This is a genomic window from Amycolatopsis lexingtonensis (assembly GCF_014873755.1).
Taxonomy (GTDB): Bacteria; Actinomycetota; Actinomycetes; order Mycobacteriales; family Pseudonocardiaceae; genus Amycolatopsis; species Amycolatopsis lexingtonensis.
Genome location: NZ_JADBEG010000001.1, coordinates 552,967 through 579,962, shown reverse-complemented (window position 1 = coordinate 579,962; position 26,996 = coordinate 552,967). Strand labels below are relative to the sequence as shown.

25 protein-coding genes are annotated in these 26,996 nt (G+C 72.5%); 11 read left to right on the top strand and 14 right to left on the bottom strand.

Translation table 11 applies throughout. The annotated features are described in order from the left end of the window. Nucleotides 1-125: 125 nt before the first annotated feature. Nucleotides 126-3,251 (top strand): family 43 glycosylhydrolase, encoded by a 3,126-nt coding sequence (locus H4696_RS02720; RefSeq protein WP_086857541.1) that lies wholly within the window; start codon nucleotides 126-128, stop codon nucleotides 3,249-3,251. A gap of 110 nt (nucleotides 3,252-3,361) precedes the next feature. Continuing rightward, nucleotides 3,362-3,706 (top strand): hypothetical protein, encoded by a 345-nt coding sequence (locus H4696_RS02715; RefSeq protein ID WP_086857540.1) that lies wholly within the window; start codon nucleotides 3,362-3,364, stop codon nucleotides 3,704-3,706. A gap of 95 nt (nucleotides 3,707-3,801) precedes the next feature. On the opposite strand, the gene H4696_RS02710 is transcribed toward H4696_RS02715, so the two are convergent. The 5 genes from H4696_RS02710 to H4696_RS51110 all read right to left on the bottom strand — a co-directional run bounded on the left by H4696_RS02710 (nucleotide 3,802) and on the right by H4696_RS51110 (nucleotide 9,360). Continuing rightward, nucleotides 3,802-4,791: a hypothetical protein gene (locus tag H4696_RS02710; protein WP_086857539.1), complete on the bottom strand. Its 990-nt coding sequence runs from the start codon at nucleotides 4,789-4,791 to the stop codon at nucleotides 3,802-3,804. After that, nucleotides 4,781-6,952 carry a xanthine dehydrogenase family protein molybdopterin-binding subunit gene (locus H4696_RS02705; protein WP_192782023.1) on the bottom strand — a complete coding sequence of 724 codons (2,172 nt, stop codon included), beginning with the start codon at nucleotides 6,950-6,952 and terminating at the stop codon, nucleotides 4,781-4,783. Before H4696_RS02705 ends, H4696_RS02710 begins: the two co-directional genes overlap by 11 nt. Beyond that, the gene (locus tag H4696_RS02700) at nucleotides 6,949-7,947 is read right to left on the bottom strand and encodes an FAD binding domain-containing protein (RefSeq protein ID WP_086857329.1); all 999 of its coding nucleotides are present in this window, start codon (nucleotides 7,945-7,947) and stop codon (nucleotides 6,949-6,951) included. Before H4696_RS02700 ends, H4696_RS02705 begins: the two co-directional genes overlap by 4 nt. Next, the gene (locus H4696_RS02695) at nucleotides 7,947-8,417 is read right to left on the bottom strand and encodes a (2Fe-2S)-binding protein (RefSeq protein WP_211299627.1); all 471 of its coding nucleotides are present in this window, start codon (nucleotides 8,415-8,417) and stop codon (nucleotides 7,947-7,949) included. The genes H4696_RS02700 and H4696_RS02695 overlap by 1 nt, the downstream gene beginning before the upstream one ends. Before the next feature lie 79 nt (nucleotides 8,418-8,496). Next, nucleotides 8,497-9,360 carry a helix-turn-helix domain-containing protein gene (locus H4696_RS51110; protein WP_086857330.1) on the bottom strand — a complete coding sequence of 288 codons (864 nt, stop codon included), beginning with the start codon at nucleotides 9,358-9,360 and terminating at the stop codon, nucleotides 8,497-8,499. 53 nt (nucleotides 9,361-9,413) lie between these two features. Here H4696_RS51110 and H4696_RS02685 point away from each other — a divergent pair, with 53 nt between their 5' ends. From H4696_RS02685 to H4696_RS02665, 5 genes are all read left to right on the top strand, one after another. Then, nucleotides 9,414-9,878 (top strand): MarR family winged helix-turn-helix transcriptional regulator, encoded by a 465-nt coding sequence (locus tag H4696_RS02685; protein ID WP_086857331.1) that lies wholly within the window; start codon nucleotides 9,414-9,416, stop codon nucleotides 9,876-9,878. Nucleotides 9,879-9,979: 101 nt separating this feature from the next. Beyond that, nucleotides 9,980-10,567, top strand: a complete 588-nt coding sequence (locus tag H4696_RS02680) for an RNA polymerase sigma factor (protein WP_086857332.1) — start codon at nucleotides 9,980-9,982, stop codon at nucleotides 10,565-10,567. After that, nucleotides 10,560-11,444 carry a CU044_5270 family protein gene (locus H4696_RS02675; RefSeq protein ID WP_086857333.1) on the top strand — a complete coding sequence of 295 codons (885 nt, stop codon included), beginning with the start codon at nucleotides 10,560-10,562 and terminating at the stop codon, nucleotides 11,442-11,444. Before H4696_RS02680 ends, H4696_RS02675 begins: the two co-directional genes overlap by 8 nt. Before the next feature lie 15 nt (nucleotides 11,445-11,459). Beyond that, nucleotides 11,460-12,086: a TetR/AcrR family transcriptional regulator gene (locus H4696_RS02670; RefSeq protein ID WP_086857334.1), complete on the top strand. Its 627-nt coding sequence runs from the start codon at nucleotides 11,460-11,462 to the stop codon at nucleotides 12,084-12,086. A gap of 237 nt (nucleotides 12,087-12,323) precedes the next feature. After that, on the top strand, nucleotides 12,324-13,193 hold the full coding sequence (locus H4696_RS02665) for a S1 family peptidase (protein ID WP_249026885.1): 870 nt from the start codon (nucleotides 12,324-12,326) through the stop codon (nucleotides 13,191-13,193). 62 nt (nucleotides 13,194-13,255) lie between these two features. Here the strand turns inward: H4696_RS02665 and H4696_RS02660 are convergent, their stop codons facing one another. Together H4696_RS02660 and H4696_RS02655 are read right to left on the bottom strand one after the other, a co-directional pair. After that, nucleotides 13,256-16,906 (bottom strand): CARDB domain-containing protein, encoded by a 3,651-nt coding sequence (locus tag H4696_RS02660; RefSeq protein WP_225955573.1) that lies wholly within the window; start codon nucleotides 16,904-16,906, stop codon nucleotides 13,256-13,258. 164 nt (nucleotides 16,907-17,070) lie between these two features. Next, entirely contained in the window at nucleotides 17,071-17,700 is a 630-nt protein-coding gene (locus H4696_RS02655; protein ID WP_086857336.1) for a TetR/AcrR family transcriptional regulator, read from the bottom strand. Nucleotides 17,701-17,793: 93 nt separating this feature from the next. On the opposite strand from H4696_RS02655, the gene H4696_RS02650 reads away from it, so the two are divergent. The 3 genes from H4696_RS02650 (at nucleotide 17,794) to H4696_RS50640 (ending at nucleotide 19,002) form a co-directional block, all read left to right on the top strand. Continuing rightward, entirely contained in the window at nucleotides 17,794-18,399 is a 606-nt protein-coding gene (locus tag H4696_RS02650; protein WP_086857337.1) for an SRPBCC family protein, read from the top strand. Between the two features lie 17 nt (nucleotides 18,400-18,416). Continuing rightward, nucleotides 18,417-18,755, top strand: a complete 339-nt coding sequence (locus H4696_RS02645) for a hypothetical protein (RefSeq protein ID WP_086857338.1) — start codon at nucleotides 18,417-18,419, stop codon at nucleotides 18,753-18,755. Between the two features lie 121 nt (nucleotides 18,756-18,876). Then, nucleotides 18,877-19,002 carry a hypothetical protein gene (locus H4696_RS50640; protein WP_264086312.1) on the top strand — a complete coding sequence of 42 codons (126 nt, stop codon included), beginning with the start codon at nucleotides 18,877-18,879 and terminating at the stop codon, nucleotides 19,000-19,002. Nucleotides 19,003-19,047: 45 nt separating this feature from the next. Here the strand turns inward: H4696_RS50640 and H4696_RS02640 are convergent, their stop codons facing one another. Together H4696_RS02640 and H4696_RS02635 are read right to left on the bottom strand one after the other, a co-directional pair. After that, entirely contained in the window at nucleotides 19,048-19,188 is a 141-nt protein-coding gene (locus H4696_RS02640; protein ID WP_169734863.1) for a hypothetical protein, read from the bottom strand. A gap of 40 nt (nucleotides 19,189-19,228) precedes the next feature. Next, complete coding sequence (locus H4696_RS02635; RefSeq protein ID WP_086857340.1) at nucleotides 19,229-20,062, bottom strand: phytanoyl-CoA dioxygenase family protein; 834 nt, start codon at nucleotides 20,060-20,062, stop codon at nucleotides 19,229-19,231. A 79-nt stretch (nucleotides 20,063-20,141) separates the two neighbouring features. On the opposite strand from H4696_RS02635, the gene H4696_RS02630 reads away from it, so the two are divergent. Continuing rightward, complete coding sequence (locus H4696_RS02630; protein ID WP_086857341.1) at nucleotides 20,142-21,128, top strand: LacI family DNA-binding transcriptional regulator; 987 nt, start codon at nucleotides 20,142-20,144, stop codon at nucleotides 21,126-21,128. Here the strand turns inward: H4696_RS02630 and H4696_RS02625 are convergent, their stop codons facing one another. The 5 genes from H4696_RS02625 to H4696_RS02605 form a co-directional block, all read right to left on the bottom strand. Further along, nucleotides 21,129-22,406, bottom strand: coding sequence for a GGDEF domain-containing protein (locus tag H4696_RS02625; RefSeq protein WP_225955571.1), 1,278 nt, complete (start codon nucleotides 22,404-22,406; stop codon nucleotides 21,129-21,131). A gap of 547 nt (nucleotides 22,407-22,953) precedes the next feature. Next, complete coding sequence (locus H4696_RS02620; protein WP_192782022.1) at nucleotides 22,954-24,171, bottom strand: MFS transporter; 1,218 nt, start codon at nucleotides 24,169-24,171, stop codon at nucleotides 22,954-22,956. A 74-nt stretch (nucleotides 24,172-24,245) separates the two neighbouring features. Further along, nucleotides 24,246-25,202, bottom strand: a complete 957-nt coding sequence (locus H4696_RS02615) for a catechol 2,3-dioxygenase (RefSeq protein WP_086865427.1) — start codon at nucleotides 25,200-25,202, stop codon at nucleotides 24,246-24,248. Between the two features lie 10 nt (nucleotides 25,203-25,212). Next, nucleotides 25,213-26,256 (bottom strand): 4-oxalomesaconate tautomerase, encoded by a 1,044-nt coding sequence (locus H4696_RS02610; protein ID WP_086865426.1) that lies wholly within the window; start codon nucleotides 26,254-26,256, stop codon nucleotides 25,213-25,215. Beyond that, on the bottom strand, nucleotides 26,253-26,957 hold the full coding sequence (locus H4696_RS02605) for a 4-carboxy-4-hydroxy-2-oxoadipate aldolase/oxaloacetate decarboxylase (RefSeq protein WP_086865425.1): 705 nt from the start codon (nucleotides 26,955-26,957) through the stop codon (nucleotides 26,253-26,255). Before H4696_RS02605 ends, H4696_RS02610 begins: the two co-directional genes overlap by 4 nt. Between the last annotated feature and the right edge of the window lie 39 nt (nucleotides 26,958-26,996).

Sequence of the window (26,996 nt, the reverse complement as noted above, 5' to 3'; positions counted from 1 at the left end):
GAAGCGACCGACGGACTGACACTGGCCCCGCTCTTGACCCCCGCGCACCACCGCCTTAAAGTCAGCGTGCCCCGTCCGATGTTAACGTTAACATCCCCGCCCGACGCGCCCCCAAGGACACAACGATGAGGTTGTTATCCCCGCGCCGTTTCGGCGTCGTGCTGGCCGTCGTGGCCGCACTCGTCCCCGTTCCCGGCGCGAACGCCGCGCCATCGCCCGCGCTGAAAGCCGCCGCCGAAAGCCTTTCCGTGCCCGGGATCGACGACGTGCGCGGCAACCTCACCCTGCCGGCTACCGGCGCGGACGGCACGAGCGTCACCTGGACGTCGAGCGCGCCCGCCGTCATCACCCCGACCGGGGAAGTCACCCGGCCACCCGCCGGGAGCAAGGCGCAGAGCGTCGTCCTGACCGCGAAAGTGACCGCGGGCCGGGAAAGCGCCACGCGGCGGTTCGCCGCCACCGTCGTGCCCAAGCCGGTCCAGGAACCGCTGGCCGGGTACAGCTTCTTCTACTTCACCGGCGAAGGCACGTCCAACGGCGAGCAGATCTACTCCGCGCTCAGCCGCGGCAACGACCCGCTCAACTTCGATGAGCTCAACAACGGCCAGCCGATCCTCAAGTCGAGCCTCGGCGAGCTGGGCGTGCGCGACCCGTTCATCCTGCGCTCCCCCGACGGCGACAAGTTCTACCTCCTCGCCACCGACCTGCGGATCTACGCCGGCCGCGGCTGGGACGCCGCGCAGCGGAGCGGGAGCCGGTCGATCATGGTGTGGGAATCGACCGATCTCGCGCACTGGTCGCGCCAGCGCAGCGTGCAGGTCTCCCCGCCCACCGCCGGGAACACCTGGGCGCCGGAAGCCTTCTGGGACGCCAAACGCGGCACGTACGTCGTCTACTGGGCGTCCAAGCTCTACGCCGAGAACGACCCGGACCACACCGGCGACAGCTACAACCGCATGATGTACGCGACCACCCGCGACTTCGTCACCTTCAGCGCGCCGCAGGTGTGGATCGATCCGGGTTACTCGGTGATCGACTCGACGGTCATCAAGGACCAGGACACCTACTACCGCTTCACCAAGGACGAGCGCAACAACACGTCCTCGACACCGTGCAGCAAGTTCATCACCGAAGAGAAGTCCACCGACCTGCTCGACCCGCACTACGGCTTCGTCGCCGACTGCATCGGCAAGGCGACCGCCACCAGTCCCGGGCTCTCCGCGGGCGAAGGGCCCACCGGCTTCAAGTCCAACACCGAGAACAAGTGGTACCTGTTCATCGACGAGTTCGGCGGCCGCGGCTACGTCCCGTTCGAGACCACCGACCTCGCCTCCGGCCAGTGGACGATGTCGGCGGGCGCGCACCTGCCGGCGTCCCCGCGGCACGGCACCGTGCTTCCCGTGACGCAGGCGGAAATGAACCGGCTGAGCGCTCCCCCGGCGCCGGTGCAGTCCGACGCGAACGGGCTCGTCGCGCACTGGCCGCTCGACGCGAAGTCGGGCACGGTCGCGGCCGACACCACCGGGCACGGCTACGACGGCGCCCTCGCCGGTGACGTCGGCTGGAGCGACGGCGCGCTCGCGTTCGGCGGCAAGAACGGGCACGTCCAGCTGCCGAACAACCTGCTGACCGGCGCCGCCGCGGCCACCGTCTCGGCCGACGTCCTGGTCGATCCGGCCCAGCAGACGCCGTACTTCCTGTGGGGGCTGGGCAACACGGCCAGGGACGGGACCGGCAACGGCTACCTGTTCACCACCGGTGGCACCGCGAGCGGCGGCCTGCGCGGCGCCATCGCCACCGGGAACTGGACCACCGAGCAGCAAGTGGCTTCCTCCGGCGGGCTGCCGCGCGGGGTCTGGAAGAACGTGACGCTGACGGTCGGCGACGGCGTGGCCGTGCTCTACCTCGACGGCGTCGAGGTCGCCCGCAACGCGAACGCCACCATCAGGCCGTCGGACCTCGGCGGCGGTGTCACGGCCGCGAACTACCTCGGCCGGTCGGTGTACGCGAGCGACAAGACCTTGACCGGCAAGATGAAGGACGTGCGGCTGTACAACCGGGCACTGTCCGGGCTGGAAGTCTCCGCGCTGCCTTCGAACAGCACCGCCATCCGGTCGGTGGAGCTCGCCTCGCTCAAGACGCCGGCGGTCATCGACTCCGGCGCCGGCACGGTCGTGCTGCCCGTCAAGCCGGGCACCGACCTGCGCAAGCTGGCCCCGGTGTTCGGCTTGGCGCCGGGCGCGACCATCAAGCCGGGCAACGGGAAGGCCGTGAACCTCAGCACGCCCCAGCGGTTCACGGTCACCGGCGCGGGCGGCGATCGTCGCGTGTGGACGGTCGAGGCGCACGAGGTGCACAGCCCGGTGCTGCCGGGCTTCACCGCCGACCCGAACATCGTCGCGTTCGGCGACACGTACTACCTCTACCCGACCTCGGACGGCTTCGACGGCTGGAGCGGGACGAAGTTCTCGGCGTGGTCGTCGAAGGACCTGGTGCACTGGACCGACGACGGCGTCATCCTGGACCTCGGCCCGGACGTGAGCTGGGCGGACAAGAACGCCTGGGCACCCACGATCGCCGAGCGCCACGGCAAGTACTACTTCTACTTCTGCGCCGAGGCCAAGATCGGCGTGGCGGTGAGCGACTCGCCGACCGGCCCGTTCGTCGACTCCGGCAAGCCCCTGATCGCGGGCAACCCCGACGGCGGCCAGGCGATCGACCCGGCGGTGTTCGTCGACCACACCGGGCAGCCGTACCTCTACTGGGGCAACGGCAACGCCTACGTCGTCCCGCTGAACGACGACATGGTGTCCTACGACCCGGCGAAGATCACCCGCCTGACCGGACTGGACGGCTTCCGCGAAGGCCTCTTCATGGCGGAGCGGAACGGCACGTACTACCTGAGCTGGTCGATCGACGACACGCGCAGCGAGGACTACCGCGTCGGCTACGCGACGGCGCCGGGCCCGGCCGGGCCGTTCACCAACCGCGGCCTGCTCCTGAGCAAGGACGCCCACCTGGGGGTCCTCGGCACCGGCCACAGCTCGATGCTGCGCGTCCCGGGCACCGACGACTGGTACCTGGCCTACCACCGCTTCGGCATCCCGGGCGGCGACGGCACCCACCGCGAGACGACGATCGACAAGCTCACCTTCCGCCGCGACGGCACGATCGAGCCGGTGAGACCGACGCTGGAGAGCGTGCGGCCGCAGCGGATCCCGTGGCACTGCGGGGCGGTGCGCGCGACCTGAGACCGAGGTCACCCATACCGGTGGGATGAGGTCACCCGGCGGGGCGTTTATCCCAGGCGAGGCGGGGTAAACGTCCGCCGTTCAGGTTGCCTCCGACCAGGAGTCGTTTGATGACCAGCGTCCTGACCGACGGACTCGAGAACTCCCGCCCGGTCCCCCGGCCGCGCCCCCGTCCGGTCACGTCCGACACGCTCGCCGAGCTGGCCCGCCTCGCCGCGCTGGCCGAACTCGCCCGGCGGTCCTCGCCGTCCCTGATGCACCACGCGATCCTCGCCGGCACGTCGCCCGCCACGGTCGCGGCGGCCGCGAAGATCGGCGTCGCCGAAGCGCACATCCGCTGGCACGAATGGGCCGACACCGCGGTCGGCCGGGACGAGTACGTCCGCGTGCACACCGCGTTCGCCGAAGCCGTCGTCGCCCGGCACGCCGCCGTGGAGGAGGAACTGTGCCCGTGACGTCCGGAGAGACGACCCTGGCCGACCTGGCCGCGCTGGACCAGGCCGCGACCGAGCTGCTCGAGCAGATCACCGAGCAGCTGGCGGCCGCCGCGTCACGGCGCTGACACCGGCCAGCGGCGCCAGACCGCGACGTGCAGGATCACCGCCAGGCTCAGCGCGTTCAACGTCGTGTGCGTGACCCAGCCATCGACGAGGTCCGGCGGCACCGCGGCCCACCGTGCCACCCGCGGCAACGCCCAGGACAACGCCGCGGCCAGCAGCGCCACCAGCACCAGGACGAGGGTGCGGCCCGGCAGCGGGGTGAGCCGGATCCCGGGCCAGGCTTCGAACAGCATCGCCACCACGAGCACGGACGCGATCACCGCGCCCGCGACCGGCGGGGGCACCCGCGCCCAGGTGCCCCAGGTGGCGGCGACGACCACGCCGTGCGCCGTCGCCAGCCGGGCCGCCCGCCGCCGGATCCGGGCGAACGGCCAGCCGCGCAGCGCCACGTAGAAGACCATCTGCCACGCGCCCAGCACCGCGAACCAGGCGCCGTAGTCCTCGCCCGGCACCAGGCCGGTCCGGACCAGGCCCAGGTAGAGCACCAGGCCGGCGACCCAGCACGACGCCAGCGCCGCCACGCCGGGCCACCACCGGCCCCGGCCTCGCAGCGGCCGGCCCTCGCCGACCAGCGTCAGCTGCAGGACCAGGGTGAAGATGCCGGCTGCCAGCGGCACGGCCGCCGACCCGGTCACCGCACGGGCGAGCAGCGCCAGGCCCGCACCCCCGGCCGCCACCAGCGCGGTGTCGGACACGCCCGTCCAGCCGCCGCGCAGCAGGCTGCCCGGCCAGTCTTCCCACCAGAACGCGATCACCGCGACGATCGGCAGCGCGAACGTCACGACCGGCCCGAGCAGCGCCAAGGTCCGCGCCGGGCCACCCGCGCCCGCCGCGAGCAGCGCCGTCACCGGCAGCACGAAGGCCAGCCCGAGCAACCCGCGCCGGGGTTGCGCGCGGCGCGCTCCGGCGAGCGCGGCCGGGGTCAGCGCGTCCGGTGCGCTGACCGCCGGGCGATCGTCCAGCAGCTGGTCAGAGGACATCTTCGAGCCGGATCGGCAGCCGGTGGTGGCGCCGTCCGGTGGCGTGGTGGACGGCGTTGGCCACGGCGGCCGCGACCCCGACCATCGAGACCTCGCCGAGCCCCTTCACCCCGACCGGGTTGAACCGGAAGTCGGGCCGGTCCACGAAGTCCACGTCGATGCGGTGGACATCGGCGTTGACCATCACCGGGTATTCCTCGAGCGTGGCGTTGAGGAAGCCGCCGCGCCCCGGGTCGGCCAGGCTTTCCTCGCGCAGCGCCCCGCCGATGCCCCAGATCACGCCGCCGCGCACCTGGCTCGCGGCGGTCACGGGGCTGGCGACCCGGCCGCAGTCGACGACGCTGACCACGCGCGGCACGCGGATCCGGCACGTCGTCGGCTCCACGCGGACCTCGACGAAGTGGGCGACCCAGCTGAACGTGGCGAACTCCGGGTAGACCGGGCCGGCGATGGCCAGGTGCCCGGCCTTCGACTGCTCGACGACTTCGGGCCCCTGCCCGGCGCCGACCGTGGCCACCTCGACCTCGACCGGGTGCCCGGCGCGCCCGACGGCCGCGGCGACGTCCACGGCACCGGTGTCGGCCGCGTTCAGGTGCTTGCGCAGCTCCCGCAGCCCGGCGTGCACGGCGGGCAGCGCGGTCGCCGTGCCCCACGACCCCGCCGTGAGGTGCTGCGGCGCGACGCGGGTGTCGCCGACCCGGACTTCGATGTCGCGCACGGCGATGCCGAGGTCGTTCGCGACGAGCAGCGCGATCGCCGACCGGATGCCCTGCCCCATTTCGTGGCCGTCGACGGCCACGGTCACCCGGCCGTCCGCGCCCGCGGTCAGGTGGGCGACGGCGGGGGCGACGTTGCCCGGGTAGTTGCCCGCGGCGACGCCCCAGCCGACCAGCGAACCGTCGTCCGCGCGCATCGAGCCGGGCGCCGGGTCGCGGCCCGCCCAGCCGAACCGCTCGGCCCCCCGGCGGAGGCATTCGGCGAGGAACCGGGTGGAGAACGGCCGTCCGCTCACCGAGTCGGTCATCGTGTCGTTGGCCAGCCTGAGCGCGACCGGGTCCTGGCCGGTGGCGTACGCGAGTTCGTCGACCGCCGACTCGAACGCGAACATCGCCGAGCTTTCGAACGGCGCCCGCATGTAGCCGGGGGTCTGCACGTCGGTCTGCACGAGCCGGTGCCGGCCGCGGAACGCCTCGAAGCCGTAGAGCCGCGAGGTGACTTCGGTGTGCATGGCCGGGAACAGGTCGTGGCGCGACGTCTGCTGGTCGACCTCGTGCACGGCGGCGAGGATCTTGCCGGCCGCGTCGGCGCCGAGGCGGACGCGGTGACGGGTGGCCGGGCGGAAGCTGCCGTTGTGGAACGTCTGCGCGCGCGTCAGCACGAGCTTGACCGGACGGCCGAGGCGGCGGCTCACCAGCGCGAGCGGCGCGAGGTGCGGCTGGAGCGAGTTCTTCTGGCCGAACCCGCCGCCGACGTACGGCGAACGCACCTCGATGTGCTCCGCGTCGAGGCCGAGCTGCTGAGCGAGCCCGTGCCGGACCGCGGCCGCGTTCTGGGTGCCTTCGTGCACGACGAGCGTGCCGTCGCGCCATTCGACGACGGCGCCGTTCAGCTCCATCGGCACCGCGTGCTGCGCCGCGTGCTCGTAGGTGCGGTCGATCCGCACCGGGCTGGCGTCGACGGCCGCGTCGGCGTCACCGACCTTGATGTCGGCGAGGAACGGCAGCGGGATCGCCTCTTCCTGCACCAGGGTGGTCGCGCCCGCGGCGTCGAGGTGCACGGCGACCGGCTCGGGCTCGTACGCCGCGGTGACGAGCTCGGCCGCTTCGGTGGCGGCGACCGGGGTTTCGGCCACGACCAGGGCGATCGGCTGGCCGCGGTAGGCGATCCGGTCGTCCAGCAGCGGCTGCAGGCTCTGGAAGGAGAACCCGCCGCCCATGATGAACCCCGGACCGCGCAGCTCTTCGGCGTCGAACCGGGTCACGACGAGGAGCACGCCGGGCACGGCTTCGGCGGCGTGAGTGTCCACATCGGACACCCGGCCGCGGCCGACACGGGCGGTGGCGAGGGCCGCGTGGGCGAGACCGTCCGGCACGCGGTCGGTGCCGTAGGCGGCCTTGCCGGTGACTTTTTCGTGGGCGTCGACGCGCCGCGTGTCGGTCATCGGATCGCCCGCTCCCCGGCCATCAGCACGGCGTCGGCGACCGTGCGGATGCCCAATTCGATCCGGAATCCGTTGTGGGTGCCGGGACGCGCGCCGGCGAACGCGACTTCCCCGGCGTGCCGGGCGTTCTCGGCGGTCAGTGGCAGGCCGCGCAGGGCGCGTTCGGCCCCGGCCGCCCGCCAGGGCCGGGTGGCGACGCCGCCGAGCGCGATCCGGCAGTCGCCGACGACGCCGTCGGCCACGGTCAGCGCGACGGCAGCCGAGGCGAGGGCGAACGCGTAGGACTCGCGGTCGCGGATCTTGAGGTAGACCGACCCGCGGCCGGCGGGCGTCACCGGGACGCGGATGCGCAGGATCAGCTCATCGGCGTCGAGGACGTGTTCGCGAGCCGGGTCGTCGCCCGGTTCGACGTGCAGTTCCGCCAGCGGGATCGTGCGTTCGCCGCGCGGGCCGGCGACGTCGACGACGGCGTCGAAGGCGAGCAGCGCGATCGCCCAGTCGCCGGGGTAGGTCGCGATGCAGGCGTCGCTGGTGCCGAGCAGCGCGTGGGTGCGGTCGCGCCCTTCGCGCGCGGCGCAGCCACTGCCGGGCGCGCGCTTGTTGCAGGGGAATTCGGGGCCGTCGCGGAAGTAGCCGCACCGTGTGCGCTGCAACAGGTTGCCGCCGACGGTGGCCATGTTCCGCAGCTGCTGGGAAGCCGCGCGCCACAGCGATTCCGACAGCGCCGGGTACCCGTTGCGCACGGCGGGGTGGTCGGCGACGTCGGCCATCCGCGCCCCGGCCCCGAAGACGAGTTCGCCCGCGCGGGCTTCGACGGTGTTCAGCTCGGGCACCCGGTGCACGTCGACGACGGCGGGCGGCGTCTCGATGCCGAGCTTCATCAGGTCGTAGAGGGTGGTGCCGCCGGCCAGGATCCGGGTACCCGGCACGGCGTCGCGCAGCGCCTCGACGGCGGAGCCGACGCTGTCCGGCGCGACGTAGGCGAAGGGCCGCATCAGCCCTCCCCGGCGGTCTGCCGCACGGCGGCGACGATCCCGGCGTAGGCCCCGCACCGGCACAGGTTCCCGCTCAGGTACTCCCGCACCTGCTCGTCGTCGGCGGCGTGCCCCTCGGCGATGCAGGCCAGCCCGGACATGATCTGCCCGGGCGTGCAGTAGCCGCACTGGAGCGCGTCGTGGTCGACGAAGGCCTGCTGCAACGGGTGCAACCCGCCGTCCGGCCCGGCGACCCCCTCGATGGTGGTCACGGCCTGCCCGTCGACCTGCACGGCGGGCGTCAGGCAGGACACGACGCGCCGCCCGTCGAGGTGGACCGTGCAGGCCCCGCAGTGGCCCTGGTCGCAGCCCTTCTTGGTACCGGTCAGCCCGAGCCGCTCCCGCAGCACGTCGAGCAGCGACTCACGCGGGTCGAGCCGCAACCGCACGGCCTCGCCGTTGACGGTCGCTTCGATTTCTGGAGTGGACACCCGGCGACGCTAACGCCGGGAAGGCGAGAGGCGCCTTCCGGTGATTGCTGCCGGGACGGCCGTTTATTGCGCCCGGCCGCTAACTCCGCACCGCGGTCCGGTACGCCGACGGCGGCTGCCCGATCTGCGCCCGGAACGCCGACGCGAACCGCGACGGCGTCGCGAACCCGCACGCCTCCGCGATCTCCGTCACCGACAGGTCCCCGCGCTCCAGGTGCCGGCAAGCCTGCTCCACCCGGACCCGGGTCAGGTAGCGGTACGGCGTCTGCCCGGTCGCCGTCTTGAACACGCGCAGGAAGTGGAACGGGCTCAGGTCGGCCGCCGCCGCCATGTCGGCCAGGGTGAGGGGGCGGTGGTGGTTGTCGCGGATGAACTGGACGGCCCGGCGGGTGCGCAGCTCGTCGCGGCCGGGGACGCGGGGCGGGGGTGCCGCCGCGTGGCGGGTCAGGAGGTGGACCGCGAGGAACGACGCCGCCGATTCCGCGTACAGCTCGTCGGCGCCCGCGAGCGCCGCCGAACCCAGAGCGCCTGCGACAGACGCCAGCACCGGGTCTTCGACGGCGAGGGTGTCCGGGCGGCCGAGGCGGCCGGCGTCGCGGCCCCACAGCTCGAGCGCGGTCCGGTCGACCAGCGCGGCGGGCAGGTGGACGTGCGTGGTCAGCGTGCGCCCGGGACCGCGCCAGCGGAGGCGGGACGGGTGGCCGGGCGCGGTCAGGCCGATCGAGCCCGGGCCGTAGTCCGCCCGGCGCCACCGGGCGCCGTGGCGTGACTCGATCGACGCGGTGCCCGCGCCGACCACCACGATCGTCTGCTCGTCGGCGGGCGGCAGGTCGAGCTCGGCTTCCGGGGCGTTGTCGAGCAGCCGCACCAGCACCGCGGACCAGCCGTTGTCCCGGCGGCTGCAGAGCCGCACCCGGGCCGCGGTTCCGGGATCGAACGTCACGACCCGACCCTAGATCCCGGGTTCGAATTTGAACAGCGGGTACCGTTGCCCTCATGGGTGGTCCGCTGAACGCGCAGGAAAAGCGCGCCTGGAACGCGTTCCGCACCAGCTTCACCCTGCTCCACCAGCGGATGGACCAGCAGCTCAAGCGCGACGCCGGCCTGTCCCACCTCCAGTACGAGATCCTCGCGCGGCTCGGCGCGGCCCCGGGCCACGAGCTGCGGATGGCCGAGCTGGCGTGCGCGGTGTCCAACTCCAAGAGCGGCCTGACCTACCAGATCGGCCAGCTGGAGCAGGCCGGGCTCGTCCGGCGCCGCGCGTGTGAGAGCGACGTCCGCGCCGTCTACGCCGTGCTGACCGACGAGGGCGCGGCCCGGCTGGAGCGAGCCGCGCCCGGGCACGTCGCCCTTGTGCGGGAGCTGCTGCTCGACGTCCTCACGCCGGACCAGCTGAGCGCGCTGGCCGACGGCCTCGGCGAGGCGAACCGCCGCATGCTCGCCACCGAAGACTGCCCCTGAGTGACCTGTGTCACTTTCGCCGCCGGAGCACGCCGATCCCGGAACCCGCGGTGCCCCTTCCGTGAACAGCTGAGGACATCGGCAGCAGCGAAAGGCGGGCAATGACCCGGGAAGACACGGAAGACGACGACGCAAGCGTGATCACGCGGTCGCGGCGGGAACCGAGCCTGTTCGCGGTGATCTTCGACCGCCACGCGCGGCACATCCACCGCTACCTGGTCCGGCGCCTCGGCCCGGTGGCCGCGGACGACGTCCTCGCCGACACCTTCCTGATCGCGTTCGACAAGCGGGCGAAGTTCGACCCGGCCCGCCCGGACGCCCGGCCGTGGCTCTACGGCATCGCCACGAACCTCGTTTCGCGGCAGCGGCGGGCGGAGGTGCGCGAACTGAAGCTCCGGCTGGCCATCGGGCCGCCGCCGGTCGAAGCCGGGCACGACGACCAGGTCGCTGACCGCGTCAGCGCCGGTGCCCTCGGCGCGCGCCTCGACCGGGCACTGGCCGCGCTGCGGCCGCGCGAACGGGACGTCCTGCTGCTCGTCGCCGCCGAAGGGCTCGGCTACCAGGAAGTCGCCGACGCGCTCGCCATCCCCGTCGGCACCGTGAAATCGCGGCTCAGCCGCGCCCGCAACCGCGCCCGCGCCGAGCTCGGCGCCCTCGACCTCGTGAAGGAGACCGCCGACCATGGATGACCTGGACCTGATCCGCGAACGCGCGGACGCCGTCGGCTTCGCGACGGCGGAAGACCTCGCCCCCGCCCGGGAACGGCTGCTGGCCGCGGCCCGCGGCGGACGGCCGCGGCGCGCCAGGCGCTGGTTCTGGACCGCCGGTGCCGCCACCGCCCTGGCCGCGGGGATCACCGCCGTGGTGGCGCTCGCGCCCGTCGGCGAAACCGGCGCCGGAGTCGGCGTCGGCGTCGCGCACGCCGATCCGGTGCGGGTGCTCACCGAGGCCGCGACCGTGTCGCTGCAGGAACCGCACACCACCCCGCGGCCGGACCAGTTCCTGTACGTGAAGACGGAATACCCCGATCACCACGTCCGCGAGGTGTGGTTTTCCGTCGACGGCACCCGCGACGGCCTGATCGGCGACACGAAGATCGCCGGCTGCCGCGACGGCAAGGCGCCGCTCTACGGTACGAACGACCCCAGCAAGGAAGGAACGCTCGAAGACTGCCGTCCCTCCCCCGCCTACCGGACGGACCTGCCGACGACCGCGGACGCGATGCTCGCCTACCTCACCGAGCACCACAGCGGCACCAAGGGCGACGTCAACGCCGTGGGCAAGGACGTGATCAACCTCGCCTACGAGCAGGTCCTCCTGCCCGCGTCCTACGCGGCGCTGTTCGAGGCGGCGGCGCGGGTGCCCGGCCTGACGGCGCTGGACCACGTCACCGACGGCGCCGGCCGCCCGGGCGTCGGGATCACCTGGCCGGTCCCGGCCGGCTCGTCACCGAAGGCGAAGCCGGTGGTGCTCGTCTTCGACGCCACCACCCACCGCTTCCTGGGCACCCAGGACAGCGCGGTGACCGTGAAGACGTTCGTCGACCGGGTGGGCCTGCGGCCCTGACGTTAAGCTGCGGGAATGGCTTCCCGGGACGCGACCGACGAAGAAGCCGCGTCGCGTCCCGGCGGCCGTCCCCGCGACGCGGCGCTCGACGAAGCGATCATCCGGGCCACCCGGGCGCGGCTGGTCCGCGACGGCTACTCGCTGATGACCATCGGCGACATCGCGGCGGACGCGAAGGTCAGCCGCCCGACGCTGTACCGCCGGTGGCGCACCAAGTTCGACCTGGTCGTGGACGCGCTGGACTACGGCTTCCGCGAACAGCGCGATTCCTACACCGTGGACTTGAGCAGGCTGGCGCCGCGGGAGGCCTTCACCGAAGCCGTCCGGCGGCTGGACCCGGCGTACTTCAACCCGGACGCCATGGTGCTGATGGGCAACTTCGCCGGCGAGGCGATCCGCACCCCGGAGCTGCTCGAGATCCTGCGCGAGCACGCCGTCGAACCGCGGGTCACCCTGGTCGAGAACGTGCTGACCCAGCTCCAGGCGAGCGGCGCGGTCCGGGACGGCATCGACAAGCACACCATCGCGACGCTGTGCTTCGGCAGCTACTTCGCCGCCTTCCACCGGGGCGACGACAAGGACGGCATCCCCGCCGCCGTCGTCTCGGTGCTGTGGCCGGCGATCGCGGCCCCACCCGCCTGACCGGCAGGGCTCCGGCAAAGTCACGCGGCCAAGCCACTTCGCCGTCGGTGACCTGCTCGCCCCACGTCTTGAATGACTCATTCAGGTCTTCGGAGGTCCTGAATGAGTCATTCAAGACGCCGGCGCATCGCTGCGGACCGCACCGACCCGACTTTGCCGGCCCCGCCTGACCGGCGGCGACGCGGTTCGCGCGCGAAACGCGCAACCATTCCGGCCTCCCGCCCGTGTATCAGGGGTGTGAGGACTTCTTCGCAACGACGACGGCTCTTCCGGCCGCGGGCGACAGCCGTCGCGGTGCTGGCCGGAGCCGGGCTCGCGTTCGCGCACACCACCGCGGGGATGACGGTGGCGGGATCCGTCCTGGCCGCCGCGGCCGGCGGGCACGGCCTGCCCGACCCCGCGGCCCCAGCGCCGGCTCCCGTGTCCACCACCACGCGGCCCGCGCCGAACCCGATCCTGCCCTTCAACGCGAAACTGACCTCGGACGACATCCCCGTCCCGGGCGGCGGCGTACGCGACGGCGCCTGCAGCGGTTCGCTGGTCGCGCCGCAGTGGGTGGTCACCGCCGGGCACTGCTTCCACGACCTCGCCGACGCCCGCGTCGGCGGCCCGCCGCGGTACACGATGACGGTGACCGTCGGCCGCCTGAAGGACACCGACCCCGGCGGGCACACGGCGAAGGTCGTCGACGTCGAGCAGTCCCCGGTGAACGACCTGGCGCTGGCGAAGCTCGACCTCGCGATCAACGACATCACGCCGGTCGAGCTGAACCGCAAGCGGCCCGTGGTGGGCCAGCAGCTGCAGTTCGCCGGCTGGGGTTCGCACTCGGCGACCGTGCTCGGCCCGTCCGACCACCTCAAACGCGGTCGCTTCACGGTTTCGGGCATCGGCCAGTCGACGCTGGAAGCCTTGCCGGTCGGCACGCGAACCGTCGAAAACGGCCCGTGCCCGGAGGATTCGGGCGGCCCGTTCTTCGTTTCCGGCGACGACCGCACGGCGACGCTGGTGGCCATCGTCAACACCGGGCCGCCGTGCCCGCAGCCGGGAGCCGAGACGATCGCGCGGGTGGACGTCGTGGCGGACTGGATCCGCGAGCGGACGGGGTGACACAAACCTGCTCGGCTGGAGCCGGGCGGCGGCGCCCGGGACACGGACGCCGCCGCCCGGGTTCACGGGGCCCCGGTGATGACGAACTGCGAACCCGGCTCGACGACGACGTCGCCCGCCGACGAGTTCGTGATCGTCACGTTCGACAGGGTCGCGCTGCCGCGGGCGCCGCTCATCGCGAGGACGCCGGCGCCGTTGTTCGACTTGTCGATCTTGACGTTCGTGACCGCCACGCTCATGGTCCCGCCGCCGGTCTTGAACTGGATGCCGTCGTAGGTGGAGTCGTGGATCTCCGTGTCCCGCAACGTCACCCCCGTGATGTCCTTGCCCTGCGCGAAGAACGTGATCGCGCCGAACTTCTGCTGCTCGCCCCAGAACACGCCGCCGCAGCGGTACAGGGCGTTGTTCGCGATCAGCGTCTGCCCGGAGAACGGCAGCGGGTCGTGGTCGGTCGCCAGCATGATCCCCGGGTAGTTCATCGTGTCGGACACCAGGTTGTTCTCGATCTTGTTGCCGTAGCCGCCGTAGATCGCGAGGCCGTTCGCGCGCCACGGGAGCTGGATGGTGTTGTTGGTGAAGGCGTTGTCGTGCGCGATGTCCACCGACGGGTCCTTCACGTACTGGTTGGCCCACACGGCGAGCGAGTCGTCGCCGGTGGTGCGGAACGACGAGTCGAACACCCGTGAATTCCGCGTGCCGTTGGTGAAGTTGATGCCGTCGGCGTAGGTGTCGCGGATCCGCATGCCGCTGAACTGGAGGCCGTCGGCGGGGCCCCACAGCTCCGGCTTGTTGCTGTAGTCGCGGCCGACCCACACGCCGACGTTGGCGTGCTCGATCCAGACGTTCGAGATCTTCGTGCCGGTGCCGAAGCGGCCGTTGAGGCCGACCCCGCCCTCGGCGTTGCCGTCACCGCCGCGGATCCGGCCGGAGCCGAAGATGGCGATGTCGGAGATCTGCGTGTTCTTGTCGATGTCGAACCCGAAGTTGCCTTCGTGCGGGTGGTTGATGGTGCCCGCGTCCTGCGGCTGGATCAGCGAGTACAGCTGCGAGCGCCACATGCCGGCGCCGCGGATGGTGACGTTCGAAATGCCGACCTGGTTGTACTGCCCGCCGCCGTTGGGCACGGTCGGGTCGTCGGTCAGGATCTTCGCCTCCTGCCGCCACTGGCCCTCCGGGATCCAGACGCACGGGATGACGCCGTTCTGGTCGTCGGTGACCGCGCGCTGGATCGCCGGGGCGTCGTCGACGCCGTCGTTCGGCACCGCGCCGTACTCGGTGATGGAGGTGCACTCGGCGGGCTTCGGCAGCGCCGGCGCGACCTGCTCCAGGTCGACCAGGTCGATGACGTAATAGGCCGCGCTGTCGCCGTTGTCCCGCTGCAGCTTGAACTTCGTGCCCGCCGGGTACGACTGGCCCAGCAGCGCGTGCGACTCGTCGAACAACCGGCGCGCGTCGGCCTGCGGCGTGTTCGTCAGGCCTTCGGGGTCGTCGGTGGTGCCGTAGAGCCAGCTGTGCTTGGACGACAGCGTCAGCTTCTGCGCGAAGGTGCCGTTGACGTACAGGCTGAGCGTGAAGTCCTGGCCACCGCCGTCGGGCGCGTCGGGCACGGAGTTGCGGACGACGATCGAGTTCGCCTGGTTCACCGACGTGACCTCGACGTACTGGCCCTGGTTCGCCAGCCGCACCGACCGGCGGCCGGAGGATTCGGTCGCGAAGTCGGTGTGCCCGAACGTGCGCAGCGGGTCGGCCGCCAGCAGTTCGCCTTGGTACTGCGCCGCTTCCGCCTCGTATTCGGTGTACGGCAGGGCCGCGCCGCGGCCGACCACGATCGTGCGGGACAGCCCGTTGTTGGCTTCGTTGGTCTCCGCGACCGCGTTCGTCGCGTCCGCGGTCGCGGTGAGGGTCGCGCCGCCGCTGGTCGCGGTCCACGTGCCCGTGATGGCGACGTCCACTGTGGACCCGGCCGCGATCGCCGGCGTGGTGCCGCTCAGTGCGGTGGCCCCCGCGGTCAACCGGGTCACCGAGGCGCCCGCGCCGCTGGTGCCGCGGTTGTGCACGGCCACGGTGAACGACACCGCCGCGCCGGCCGCCGGGTTCGGCGGGTTCGACGTGATGCCGGTGACCTCGAGGTCCGGCCCCGGTGCCTGCGCGACGACGAGTGGTGAGGACGCGGTGAAGGTGTTGTTGGTGTCGTTCTGCTCGACGACCGTGTTGGCCGGGTCGACGGTCGCGGTGACGCTGTAGCTGCCCTGCGGCCGGGTGCCCGCGGTCACGGTCACCGTGGTGGACGCCCCCGCGGCGAGCGCGCCGACGGCGGCGTTGCCGACGACCGTGCCGCCCAGCGCGACGTTGACGGTCGTGGCGGGCGCGGGCGCGGTGCCCGCGTTCTTCACCGTCGCCGAGACGGTGACCTGGCTGGTCTCGTCCGGGTTCGCCGGCGTCCAGGTGGTGCCGGTGACGACCAGGTCGGGGTTCGGCGCCGGCGTGCCGAGCACCTGGAACTCCGCGACCTGCGCACCCGGGGCGCCGGAGTTGGCGTAGAACTGCAGCCGCACGTCGGCGGCCCGCCCGGTGACCGGGATGGTCACCGTGTTCTGGCCGGCGGCCGGGTCGAAGCGGTAGTCGGCGCGGGCCTTGAGCGTGGTGAACGCCGTGGCGCCCTGGTCGCGGCCGAGCACCTCGAAGTTCTGCGTCCGCGCGCCCCAGACCGCGTCCGGGTTGAGCCGCACGACGACGGCGTCGAGGTCGGCGCCGGCGCCGAGCTTCACGGTCAGCGAGTTCGGGTAGCCCGCCGCGGATTCCCAGTACGTGCCAGTGTTGTTGTCGTTGGCGTTGGCGGCGACGAACGAGAAAACGCTCGAAGACGCCTCGATCGGCTTGCCCGCGGCGAGGTTCTGCCCGGCCTGGGTGCCCTGGCGCACGACGTGGTCGCTGTCGGCGGACTCGTGCCCCGCGGCGTCCGTGGCCCGCACGAAGTACTCGACGCGCGTGCCCGCGGGCCGCGTCTCGGTGAACGTGGTGCCGGTGACGGTGGTGACCGGGGTGCCGTCGCGGTAGACGGTGTAGCCGGTGACGCCGACGTCGTCGGTCGAGGCCGACCACGTCAGCCGGATCTGGCCGGCGCCGGGTTCGGTCAGGGCGAGGTTCGCCGGCGCGGTGGGCGCCTGGGTGTCGCCGGAGTCCGGGCCGTACAGCTCGAACTCCGAGAGCTGCGCGGCGGGCCACTGCGTGTTGGCGGTGATCTGCAGGCGCACGTACCGGGTCGTCGCGGTCACCGGGATGGTGACGGTGTTGACGCTCGGCGCGAACGCGTACCCGCTCGAGGCGACGAGGTCGGTGAACGCGGTGCCGTCGGTGCTGCCGCGCACGGCGAGGGTCTGAGTGCGGGACTCCCAGGTGACGGGCAGTTTCAGCACGATCCGCGAGAGCGGCTTCGCCGAGCCGAGGTCGGCCTGGAGCCACTGCGGGAACGCGTTGTTCGCGGACTCCCAGTAGCTGGCCTGGTTCCCGTCGACGGCGTTGGCGACCGGGTAACCGGGCAGCGCGCTGCTCGCCGACACCGTGCGGGTCAGCGGCACGTCGGCGACGGCGGCAGCCGCGGCTTCGGCTCTCGGTGGCGGGCTGTCGGCGGCGGAGGCGAGGGAGAGCCCGGTGACGGACAGCCCCACGGCGAGGAATCCGGCCAGGAGCCGGGGCAAGCGCATGCGTGTCATGGCGTCATCTCTTCGTCGAGAGCGGCAGGGGAGGGAGCGCGAGCCTCACGAGCATGCAACAACGAGGAGACAACATGCAAGAACTTGACATGATCTGGAAATTTGACGACTAGTCGCCAGGGCGCGCGCAACCGCCGCCCGATCTGTCCGGAAATGCGCGGGGGTCAGTCCAGCGAGAGCGCGGTCAGCTCTTCGGCGATCAGCAGGTCGGGATCGAACTTCATGCCCGCGAAGTGACCGGCAAGCTCGAGCGAGAGCACGCCGTGCAGCCGGGTCCAGAAGGCCAGCGCGCGGTGCAGCGCCCCGGCCGAAACGCCGCTGTCGCCCGCCCACTCGCGGTGGGTTTCGAGGTGCTCTTCGAACGGCGAGGGAACCTCCGGCTCGTGCAGTTCCGCGCAGGCTTCGATCAGCACCGCCATCACCTCGTGCGAGAGCGCGGTGGTGTCGGCGGGCGCGTGGTAGCCGGGGACGGGCGTGCCGTAGACGAGGAAGTACCGCTGCGGGTCGGCGCGCGCCCAGTCCTGGATGACCTTCGCCAGCATGGCAAAGCCCTGACCTCGGACACCCCGGACGGCGTCGGCGATGCTGCGGTAGGCGTCGCGGATGAGCGCGGTGAGCAGCTCGTCCCGGCTCGCGAAGTACCGGTACAGCGCCGGGCCGCTCATGCCCACCTGCTTGGCGATGGCGTTGAGCGACAGCGCGGGCACGCCGGCCGCGGCGATCTGCTCCCAGGCGTGCCGCTTGATCTCTTCACGCACTTGGGCGCGGTAGCGCTCCCGCGGGCTCTCCGTCACGGTTAGAGGCTATCACTTTTCCTATTGACACTCACTACGCGGTAGTTATAACTTCTAACCATCACAACAGTCACTAACTCTCGGGAGAACCCCATGACCCTCTTGCGCACCGCGTTGCTCGCCCTCCCCCTGGCCGCCGGACTACTGGGCGTCGCCGCTCCGGCCGCGTCGGCGCAGGCCCTCGATTCGGTCACGTGCCGCGGCGAAGGGATCGATCCCGCCGCCCGGCTGCACTACCGGACCGAAACGGTGATCAAGGCGCCACCGGGCGCGGTCTGGCAGCGGCAGACCGACGTCGCGGGCTGGCCTTCGTGGCAGAGCGCCGTCAGCAGCGCGAAACGGCTCGACCCCGGCCCGCTGCGGCCCGGGTCGCGGTTCCGCTGGACGACCCCGGTCCCGGCCACCCCCGCGACACCGGCGACCACCCTGGTCATCACCTCGACCGTCCACCAGGTCCAGCCCGGCCGCTGCGTCCGCTGGAGCGGCCCGGCCATCGGCGACGGCCTGCGCATCGACCGGGGCGTGCACGTCTGGACGTTCACCCCGGTCCGCGGCGGCGTCCTAGTCCGCACCGAGGAGAGCTGGACGGGTGAGCAGATCGAAGCCGACCCGGCCACCGCGCTGAAGTACCTGGCCCCCGGGCTCGACGCCTGGCTGGCCGACCTCAAGAAGACCGCCGAAACCCCCTGCAACCGTTGAGCCACAAGGAGAAGACGATGACCACCACCACTGCAGCTCCCGCCCGCCGCACCTCGACCGCCGTCGTCGTCGCGGCTTGGGCCGTGCCGGTCATGGTGCTCGGGCAGTTCGCTTTCCTGACCGCGATCCCGATCGCCGTCGTCCTGGTCGGCGCCCTGCGTGCGCGGAATTCCTTGCGCTGGTGGGCTTTCGGGCTCGCCGCGGGGTACGCCGCATTGATCGGGGCCTGGCTCTTGGGGCCGAGCAGCGCGCCGAGCTTGTCGAAGTTCCTGAGCCCGGTCGCCACCGGGGTGTTCGCCGCGGCCGGGGCGGCGGTCGCGATCGCGGCGGTCGTCAGCCGCAGACGCGGGCGATGACCCCGCCACTCCGGATCGGGCGCGACAACTGCCGATATGTCGACTGTGGCGCGGGTCACGGAATGCTCGGCGATCTTCGGCGCTACACCCGAAGAGAACCGTTCGACCCCGAGGGAGCGCCATGTCCACCACCACCCCGGAAGAAGTCACCGCGCCGGCCGTGCCCGCGCTGGACGACTTCGACTTCGAGCTCACCGACGGCGCCGCCTGCCGGATCGACGACCCGGACTGCGAAGCCTGCCAGTGAACCCTCGGCGCCGGCCGGCTCGCCCGGCCGGCGCCGGAAAACCCCTCAAAGGTGCATGGCCAGCCACAACGCCATCCAGGCGAGGCACGCCAGCGCACCGCCCACGCCGAACGCCAGCAGCACGCGTCGCAACCCCGCGACGACGCCGGCCCGGCCCGTCATTTCGGTGATTCCCGCATCAGCCATGGCCAGGTGATGCCCGCGGGCGAGCCCGGCAAACATCGCGCTAGCCCGCGTCACCCATCACCAGTCCTTCGATCGTGTGCTTCTGGGTGATCGGCTTCAGGACGTCGACGACCGGGCAGTGCAGGTGCGCGCGCACGGATTCCGGCAGGGACGCCCGGAATTCGCGGGTCACGGCGGTGTCGTGGCGGGCGTCGTTGCCCGCGCCCGGCGCGTCGAGGCCGAGCACGAGAACCGGCCGGGACTTGGCCGACTGGTTGGCCGTGCCGCGGTGGATCGTCAGCGCCGAGCGGATCGAGATGTCCCCCATCCGCGGGAACTTGCGCGCCGCGAGCTCCCGGTAGCGCGGGTACGCCGTCCGCGGCGGGAACATGCCGTGGTCGAAGGCTGCGCCGTCGTCCCAGTGCGTGCCGGGCGCGATTTCGAACGGGCCCATGTCCGGCTCGGTGTCGACCGCGGTCACGTTGACCGCCAGCGACGTCAGCCTGCGGTGCCGCGCGGTTTCTTCCGGCATCGGGAAGTCCCGGTGCCACGGCTGGTCGACCGCGCCGGCCAGCGGGACGTCGAAGCCGACCTCGACGATCCGGTAGTCCGGCCCCAGCACCGCTTCGGCGACGGCCGTGATCCACGGGTGGCCGGCCAGCTCGGCGAACCCGCGCAGCTGCTCCGGGTGGATCTCGACGTAGTAGCGGTTCGGGCCGCGGCCGACGGCGCCGTCCGGCCGGGCGCGTGCCTCGGCGAACGCCGTGTCGATGTCTTCGCCGAGGCGGCGGACCCAGTCGCGGGAGAACGCCCCCGGCAGGCCGATGATGCCGTCCCGGTGCAGGCGTTCGGTCAGGGTCGTGAGCTCGGTGACGGGCAAAGCGGGCGCGGTCATCCTGGCCTCCTCGGGCACGACGGCGTGGCACCTCAGTTTGCAACGTGGCATGCCACGTTGCAAGAGGTACGCTGCGCGGGTGAACCCGAAACTGCGCGACGTGGCCGAGCACGCGGGCGTGTCCGTCCGGACGGTGTCCAACGTGGTCAACGGGTTCCGCTACGTGGCCCCGGCGACGCGCGAGCGGGTGCAGGCCAGCATCGACGCGCTCGGCTACCGGCCCAACCTCGCCGCCCGGACGCTGCGGCAGGGCCGGACCGGGCTGATCGCGCTGGTGATCCCCGAGATCGACTCGCCGTACTTCGCCGAGCTCGCCGCGCGGACGGTGCGCGTCGCCGAGGCCCGCGGCCTGACGGTGCTCATCGACCAGACCGACGGCGACGCCGAGCGCGAGAAGCAGCTGCTGCACGGCCAGCGCAGCCAGCTGGTCGACGGCGTCCTGTTCAGCCCGTGGGCGGTGGCGCCCGCGGAGCTGGCCGCGCGCACCGACCCGGTCCCGCTGGTGCTGCTCGGCGAGCACGACGGCACGGCGGGCGTCGACCACGTCGCGATCGACAACGTCGCCGCGGCGCGCGAAGCCACCGGCCACCTGCTGGCCTCGGGCCGCCGCCGCGTCGCGGCGCTGGGCATCCAGCCGCGCTCGCTGAACGCGACGGCCCGCCAGCGCCTCACCGGCTACCGCCAGGCGCTGACCGACGCGGGGCTGCCGGCCGCGCCGGAGCTGGAGGTCGCGGTGCGCCGCCTCCACCGCGCCGACGGCCACGCGGCGATGCTGACCCTCCTGGACTTGCCCGAACCGCCGGACGCCGTCTTCTGCTTCACCGACGAGCTGGCCCTGGGCGCGCTGCGGGCCGCCGCCGACCGCGGGGTCGCCGTGCCGGACGAGCTGGCGCTGGCGGGCTTCGACGACATCGAAGACGGCCGCTACAGCGTCCCGGCCCTGACGACGGTGTCCCCGGACAAGGACCGCATCGCGGAACTCGCGCTGGACCGGCTGACCCAGCCGGCCGCGGAACCCCGGTCGATCGTCGCGCCGCACCGGCTGGTCGTGCGCGGCACCAGCTGACTACACCGCGAGCGCCACCCGGTCGCGGCCCGCTTTCTTGCCCGCGTACAGGGCTTCGTCGGCGGCGCGGATGACCCCTTCCAGGCCCGCTTCGGCCACGGCCGGGTGCAGGGCCGCGCCGATGGTCGCCGACAGCGCGACGGGTTCCCCGGTGGGCGTGGTGATGCGCAGCGCCCGGATCCGGACGCGGATCCGCTCGGCGACCGCGCGGATCTCGGCTTCGTCGACGTCGGGCAGCAGGACGGCGAACTCTTCCCCGCCGTAGCGCCCGACAGTGTCCCCGCGCCGGACGGTCTTCGCGAGCACGGTGGCCACCTCGGCGAGGACGTCGTCGCCGACCGGGTGCCCGTGGGTGTCGTTGATGCGCTTGAACCAGTCGAGGTCGATCATCAGCACCCCGGTCCGGCCGCCGGTGGTGCGGGCGCGCTGGAGCGCCCGCTCGGCCTGCTGGTGCCACGCGATCGCGTTGAGCAGGCCGGTGCGCTGGTCGGTGCGCGCGGCGATCTTGAGCTGGTCGAGCTGGACGCACTGGTGCAGCGCGAACGTCGGGATGATCATCAGCAGCGCCGCGGGCGGCCACCACAGCAGGGCGAGCGCGACGAACACGCCGAGGGCCAGCTGGCTGACTTCCAGGAGGTTGTCCGAGGCGCTGCCCAGCAGCCGGCGGGGGTGCTCGACGGTGACCGTCCAGGCGATGACCGCGCCGACGAGCGCGGTGTTGACGGTCCACTGCACGGCGCCGGCGGTGACCACGGCAGCGAGGTCCGCCCAGCCGGGCCGGGCACCGTCGCCGAGGTGCAGGAGGTGCTCGTGCGCGCCGGTCGCCCGGAGCACGGCGGCCGCGGCGGCCGCCGCCAGTGCGAGCGTGGCCGCGGTGAACACCGTGCGGTGCGGCGGGCGGACCGGGTCGAACCGGTTGACCAGCAGCCAGCGGTGGCCGTAGATCACCGCGACCAGGGCCAGCTCCAGCACCAGCGGCAGGGCGAGCACCCCGGCGAAGATCCAGACGCTGCAGAGGTCGACGTACGGCGAGCCGGAGCGGTCACGACGCCGTTGCTCGATCAGGTGCGAGGCGTGCAGGTGCGGCAACGCGGCCGCGGCGAGCCAGCCCGCCGTCGCCCACTGCTGGGGTTCCGGCGTCGCCCGCGCCGCCACCACGAGGACGGCCAGCGCCGCCAGATCGACCGCCAGTACGAAGAACAGCACCCGCCCGGGCAACGACCACAGCTTCCACCGCGGTGGTGCCCAATCCCCCGGACCGCTCGTGTCTCCGCTCATCGCAGCGCCTCCCCGCCCTGCTCCGCGCCGGTGAACACCTGCTCGCCCAGGGTAGTCGCGTTGCGGTCCGGTGTCAGCCGTTTCCCCACGGCGCGACCCGACCGGGCGGCTGGGACGATTCCGAGTATCCAGGACCGGACGAACCGCACGGAAAGGCGAGCCGATGAGCGACAAGGGCTGGTGAACCGGCACGACCACCCCCGTTCCCGCGGACATCGAGAAGAGGAGCGCACCATGACCGACAAAGGCTGGTAACCCCGTACATTCCACCCCCGTTCCCCTGACCAGCGAGAACAGGAGCACGCCATGCACGACAAAGGCTGGTGAACCCCGCCACCACTCCCCCTGCCTGCCACCACCGACAAGGAGCACGCAATGCGCGACAAGGGCTGGTGAACCCCCACCTCCGTACCCACGTCCCCCGGCCACCGACAACAGGAGCACGCCATGCACGACAAAGGCTGGTGACCCCGCACACCCCACCCCCGTTCCCCTGGCCACCGAGAACAGGAGCACACGATGACCGACAAAGGCTGGTGAACCCGCGTCACGCTTCGGCGGGCAGCGCGGCCGAGACCGCGTCCGGCCGCCGGCGCGACCACGCGGCGGCCGCGGCGAGCGCGACCAGCGCTCCCGCGGTGCCCGCGACGGCGATCGCCGTCGCCGCGCCGGCCAGCTGCGCGAGCACCCCGCCGAGCACGATCCCGAGGCCCTGCCCGGCGATCATCCCCGTCCGCGCGAAGCCGAGGGCCCGGCCCCGCAGCGGCGGCGGGGACAGCTGGACGAACGTCGCCCCCGCCGTGACCTGGTACGCCGAGCAGACGCCGGACACGAACAGCAGCGCCAGCGCCGTACCCAGCGCGGGCTGCGCCCAGTAGGCCACGAGCGGCGCCGACGTCCCGACCGCGAGCACGCCCAGCGCGCGCACCCGCACCCGGCGCGCGACCAGCCGCAGCAGCATGGCGCCGGCCACCGCACCCGCCGGTTCCGCGGCGAGCAGCACGCCGATCCAGCCGCCGCTCGCGCCGATCTCCCTGGCGAACGGCACCGCTAGCCCTTCGGGGACGACCGTGAACAACGCCAGCCAGCCCAGCCACACCAGCGTCGCAAGCGTCCGGTCGCGGCTGACGGCGACCGCGCCCCCGGCGACCTGCCGCCACCACGACGTCCCGTGGCGGGACCGGCCGCCCGGCGGCGGGTGGCTGCCCAGCCCCGCGCGGATCAGCAGCGCGGAGACGGCGAAGGTAGCGGCGTCGATCGCCAATGCGGTGTGCGCCCCGACGCCGGTCACCACGAACGCGGCCGCCGCGAACCCCAGCACCAGGCACAGCTGCGTGGTGACCTGCTGCACCGCTTGGCCCGCTTCGTACCGGGTGCCGAGCAGCTCCGGCAGCACCGCGCCCTGCGCCGCGGAGAACGGCGCTTCGGCGAGCTGGACCAGCACCAGCAGAGCGGCCATCAGCGGCAGCGGCGTGGCGGGCACGGCCATCACCGCCACCAGCGCCGCCCGGACGACGTCGCACACCACCATGACGCGCCGCCGCGGCAACCGGTCGGCCAGCCAGGACAGCAGCGCTCCCGAAACGAGCGCGGGCAGCATCGACAGCGCGTACGTGGCCGCGCTCAGCGCCGCGGAACCCGTGCGCTGGTAGACGAGGATGGACAACGCGACGCGCGCCAGCTGGTCCCCGGCCACCGAGAGCAGGCCGGCGAGCCACACCACCCGGAACCCTCGCACCGTGAAGGCCGACAATGTCCCGGCCATCCCCCACCCCCCAGGCTGTCACGGAGAGCGCCGCCTGAAGCGCTCAGCGTAGTGCCTGGAGCGATCGCGCACCACTACGTCACCGGTGGGGTGCCGTGCGTGTGGAAGGACTCGATCGTCTTCAGTCCCCACGCTTGTCCCTTGGCCCGCTCGGCCTCGGTCCAGGTGACCGGCTCCCAGTCCGGCGCGAAGATCAGCCGCCCGGTGGGGTTGCACAGCTCGACGCGGTTGCCGCCCGGTTCGTAGACGTAGAGGAAGAACGTCTGCTGGATCGCGTGCTTGTGCGGCCCGGTCTCGATGTGGACGCCGTTGTCGAGCGCGATGTCGGCCGCGCGCAGGATGTCTTCACGCGTGTCGGTCGCGAAGGCGATGTGGTGCAGGCGCCCGCGCGAGCCCGTCCAGTCGTTGGTGTAGACGAGGTCGTAGGACTTCTGCGCGAAGTGCGTCCACTGCCCGGAAATGACGCCGCTGTCGAGCCGGATCTGTTCGGTGACGCGGCCGCCGAGCGCGTCGCAGACGAACCGCCCGTTGGCTTCCGCGTCCTTCGCCAGGTAGTTGACGTGGTCGAGGCGGCGGACGCCGACCCCGCGACCGGGGTAGGCCTGCGCCTGGTTCTTCAGCGCGGGCCGCAGGTGCTCGGGCGGGGCGTAGCGCTCGGTTTCCCAGTACAGCTCGAGTTCGTGGCCGTCCGGGTCGCGGAACAGGTACGTGGGGCCGATCCCGGTGTCGCCGTCGACCCAGCCGACGCCGAGGCCGCGCTCTTCCAGCGCCACTACCCGGCGCTTGAGGGCATCTTCGCTCGACGCGCGCAGCGCCGTCCGCCCGACCCCGGACGTCTTCGCCGCGGTGAGCTTCAGGCTGTGGTGCTCGTAGTCGTCCCAGGTGCGCAGGTAGACCGAGTCGCCGTCGGCGCCGTTCTCGGTGAGACCGAGGACGCGGACGAAGAAGTCGAGGCTCTTCTCCGGCTCCGGCGTGCGCAGTTCGACGTGGCCGAGGTGCGCGATCTCGTGGCGCGGCGAGGGATCCGGCATGCCTGGCTCCTCAGGAACGGGGGAAAACGGTGCCGTCGAACAACTTCCGCGCCGTCCGGATGACCGTCGACCGGCGGACGCGGGACCCTTCGAACTCGATCGCCACGGCGAGCTTGCCGCTCGGGTGCTCGATTTGCACGGGCCCGCCGCCGGTCTCGAGCAGTTCGTGGCCGACGGCGCCGTCGAGCAGCAGCGCCGTGACGACGCTGACGCCGCCGAGCACGCCGATCGACGGGTGCGGCTTGACCGGGATGAACGTCCGGGTGCAGATGGCGCCGCCGTCGCGGGGCGCGGCGACCAGCGTGGTCTTCGGGACCGAGCTGCCGCGCACGTCGCCGAGGCCCATCAGCTTCCCGGCTTCGACGCGCAGGGCGTCGATCCGGCCGGCGAGCTCGGGGCCGGCGAGCTCCTCGACCGGCTCGTACCCGGTGATGCCGAGGTCTTCGGCGCGCGCGACGACGACCGGCATCCCGTTGTCCACACAGGACACCGGGATGCCGCCGATGTCGTCGCGGACGTGGCCGGTCGGCAGCAGGCTGCCGCAGACGGATCCTTCGGTCTCGGTGAAGTCCAGCTCGACCGGGGCGGCGGTGCCGGGGACCCCGGAGATGGCCGTGTCGCCGCGGTAGTCGACTTCGCCGCCGGGAGTGGCGAACGTCGAGACGGCGATGGTGCCGGTGTTGACCAGCCGCACGCGCACGGTGGTGCGGTCGGATCCGGCGGGCACGAGCCCGCGTTCGACGGCGAACTGCCCGACGCCGGCGAGCAGGTTGCCGCAGGTCTGGCGGTCGGAGACGGTCGCCTCTTCGACGCCGAGCTGCAGGAACAGGTAGTCGATGTCGTGCCCGGGGTCGTCGGCGGCCGAGACGATCGCGACCTTGCTCGTCACCGGCTGGGCGCCGCCGAGGCCGTCGATCTGGCGCGGGTCGGGGGTGCCCATGATCCGCAGCAGCAGGTCGTCGCGGGCCGCGGGGTCGGCGGGCAGGTCCTCGGCGAGGAAGTAGGCGCCCTTCGACGTTCCGCCGCGCATGAGCATGCAGCGCACGCCGGTCATGCCTGCTCCTTTTCGTACTCCTCGGCGGTCAGGTACCGGACGCCGAGCGCTTCGAGCTTTTCGCGCAGCCCGTAGCGGTCCAGCCCGAGCTGGCCGGTGGCGAACGCCTCCCGGGCGGCGGCTTCCTTTTCCAGGCGCGCCTTCGCGGCGTCCAGTCCTTTTTGGACGTCTTGGCGGCGGACGCGCATGACGCCGTCGTCGTCGGCCAGGATCGCGTCGCCGGGGCGGATCAGCTGTCCTCCGATGGCGACGGGCACGTTCACCGCGCCGGCGGTCGCCTTGACGGTGCCCTGCGCGCTGATCGCGGCCGACCACACCGGGAAGCCGAGCGCGCGCAGATCGGTGACGTCGCGGACGCCGGTGGTGGTGACCAGGCCGCGCACCCCGCGGTGGCGCAATGCGGTCGCGAAGAGTTCGCCGAAGAGCCCGTCGCCGCACGGCGAAGTCGTGGTGACGACGAGGATGTCGCCCGCGCGGCACTGCTCGACGGCCGCGTGGATCATCAGGTTGTCCCCGGGCCAGCAGAGCGCGGTGACGGCCGTGCCGCCGACGCGCGCGCCGTCCTGGATGGGCCGAAGACCGGGCCCGAGCAGCCCGGTGCGGCCGAGGGCCTCGTGCACGGTGGCGACGCCGTAGTCGGCCAGGCGCGTCACCTGCTCGAGGTCGGCGCGCGGCGGGTCGGTGACGATGACGGGCTTCATACCCGTCACCGTACGGTTCGGTCGCCAAGATTGTCAACA

Excerpts from the sequence above, each read along its gene's own strand:
- H4696_RS02720 (WP_086857541.1), top strand. The coding sequence starts at position 126 with ATGAGGTTGTTATCCCCGCGCCGTTTCGGCGTCGTGCTGGCCGTCGTG.
- H4696_RS02715 (WP_086857540.1), top strand. The coding sequence starts at position 3,362 with ATGACCAGCGTCCTGACCGACGGACTCGAGAACTCCCGCCCGGTCCCC.
- H4696_RS02710 (WP_086857539.1), bottom strand. The coding sequence starts at position 4,791 with ATGTCCTCTGACCAGCTGCTGGACGATCGCCCGGCGGTCAGCGCACCG.
- H4696_RS02705 (WP_192782023.1), bottom strand. The coding sequence starts at position 6,952 with ATGACCGACACGCGGCGCGTCGACGCCCACGAAAAAGTCACCGGCAAG.
- H4696_RS02700 (WP_086857329.1), bottom strand. The coding sequence starts at position 7,947 with ATGCGGCCCTTCGCCTACGTCGCGCCGGACAGCGTCGGCTCCGCCGTC.
- H4696_RS02685 (WP_086857331.1), top strand. The coding sequence starts at position 9,414 with ATGGGTGGTCCGCTGAACGCGCAGGAAAAGCGCGCCTGGAACGCGTTC.
- H4696_RS02680 (WP_086857332.1), top strand. The coding sequence starts at position 9,980 with ATGACCCGGGAAGACACGGAAGACGACGACGCAAGCGTGATCACGCGG.
- H4696_RS02675 (WP_086857333.1), top strand. The coding sequence starts at position 10,560 with ATGGATGACCTGGACCTGATCCGCGAACGCGCGGACGCCGTCGGCTTC.
- H4696_RS02670 (WP_086857334.1), top strand. The coding sequence starts at position 11,460 with ATGGCTTCCCGGGACGCGACCGACGAAGAAGCCGCGTCGCGTCCCGGC.
- H4696_RS02660 (WP_225955573.1), bottom strand. The coding sequence starts at position 16,906 with ATGACACGCATGCGCTTGCCCCGGCTCCTGGCCGGATTCCTCGCCGTG.
- H4696_RS02650 (WP_086857337.1), top strand. The coding sequence starts at position 17,794 with ATGACCCTCTTGCGCACCGCGTTGCTCGCCCTCCCCCTGGCCGCCGGA.
- H4696_RS02645 (WP_086857338.1), top strand. The coding sequence starts at position 18,417 with ATGACCACCACCACTGCAGCTCCCGCCCGCCGCACCTCGACCGCCGTC.
- H4696_RS50640 (WP_264086312.1), top strand. The coding sequence starts at position 18,877 with ATGTCCACCACCACCCCGGAAGAAGTCACCGCGCCGGCCGTGCCCGCG.
- H4696_RS02640 (WP_169734863.1), bottom strand. The coding sequence starts at position 19,188 with ATGGCTGATGCGGGAATCACCGAAATGACGGGCCGGGCCGGCGTCGTC.
- H4696_RS02635 (WP_086857340.1), bottom strand. The coding sequence starts at position 20,062 with ATGACCGCGCCCGCTTTGCCCGTCACCGAGCTCACGACCCTGACCGAA.
- H4696_RS02625 (WP_225955571.1), bottom strand. The coding sequence starts at position 22,406 with ATGAGCGGAGACACGAGCGGTCCGGGGGATTGGGCACCACCGCGGTGG.
- H4696_RS02620 (WP_192782022.1), bottom strand. The coding sequence starts at position 24,171 with ATGGCCGGGACATTGTCGGCCTTCACGGTGCGAGGGTTCCGGGTGGTG.
- H4696_RS02615 (WP_086865427.1), bottom strand. The coding sequence starts at position 25,202 with ATGCCGGATCCCTCGCCGCGCCACGAGATCGCGCACCTCGGCCACGTC.
- H4696_RS02610 (WP_086865426.1), bottom strand. The coding sequence starts at position 26,256 with ATGACCGGCGTGCGCTGCATGCTCATGCGCGGCGGAACGTCGAAGGGC.
- H4696_RS02605 (WP_086865425.1), bottom strand. The coding sequence starts at position 26,957 with ATGAAGCCCGTCATCGTCACCGACCCGCCGCGCGCCGACCTCGAGCAG.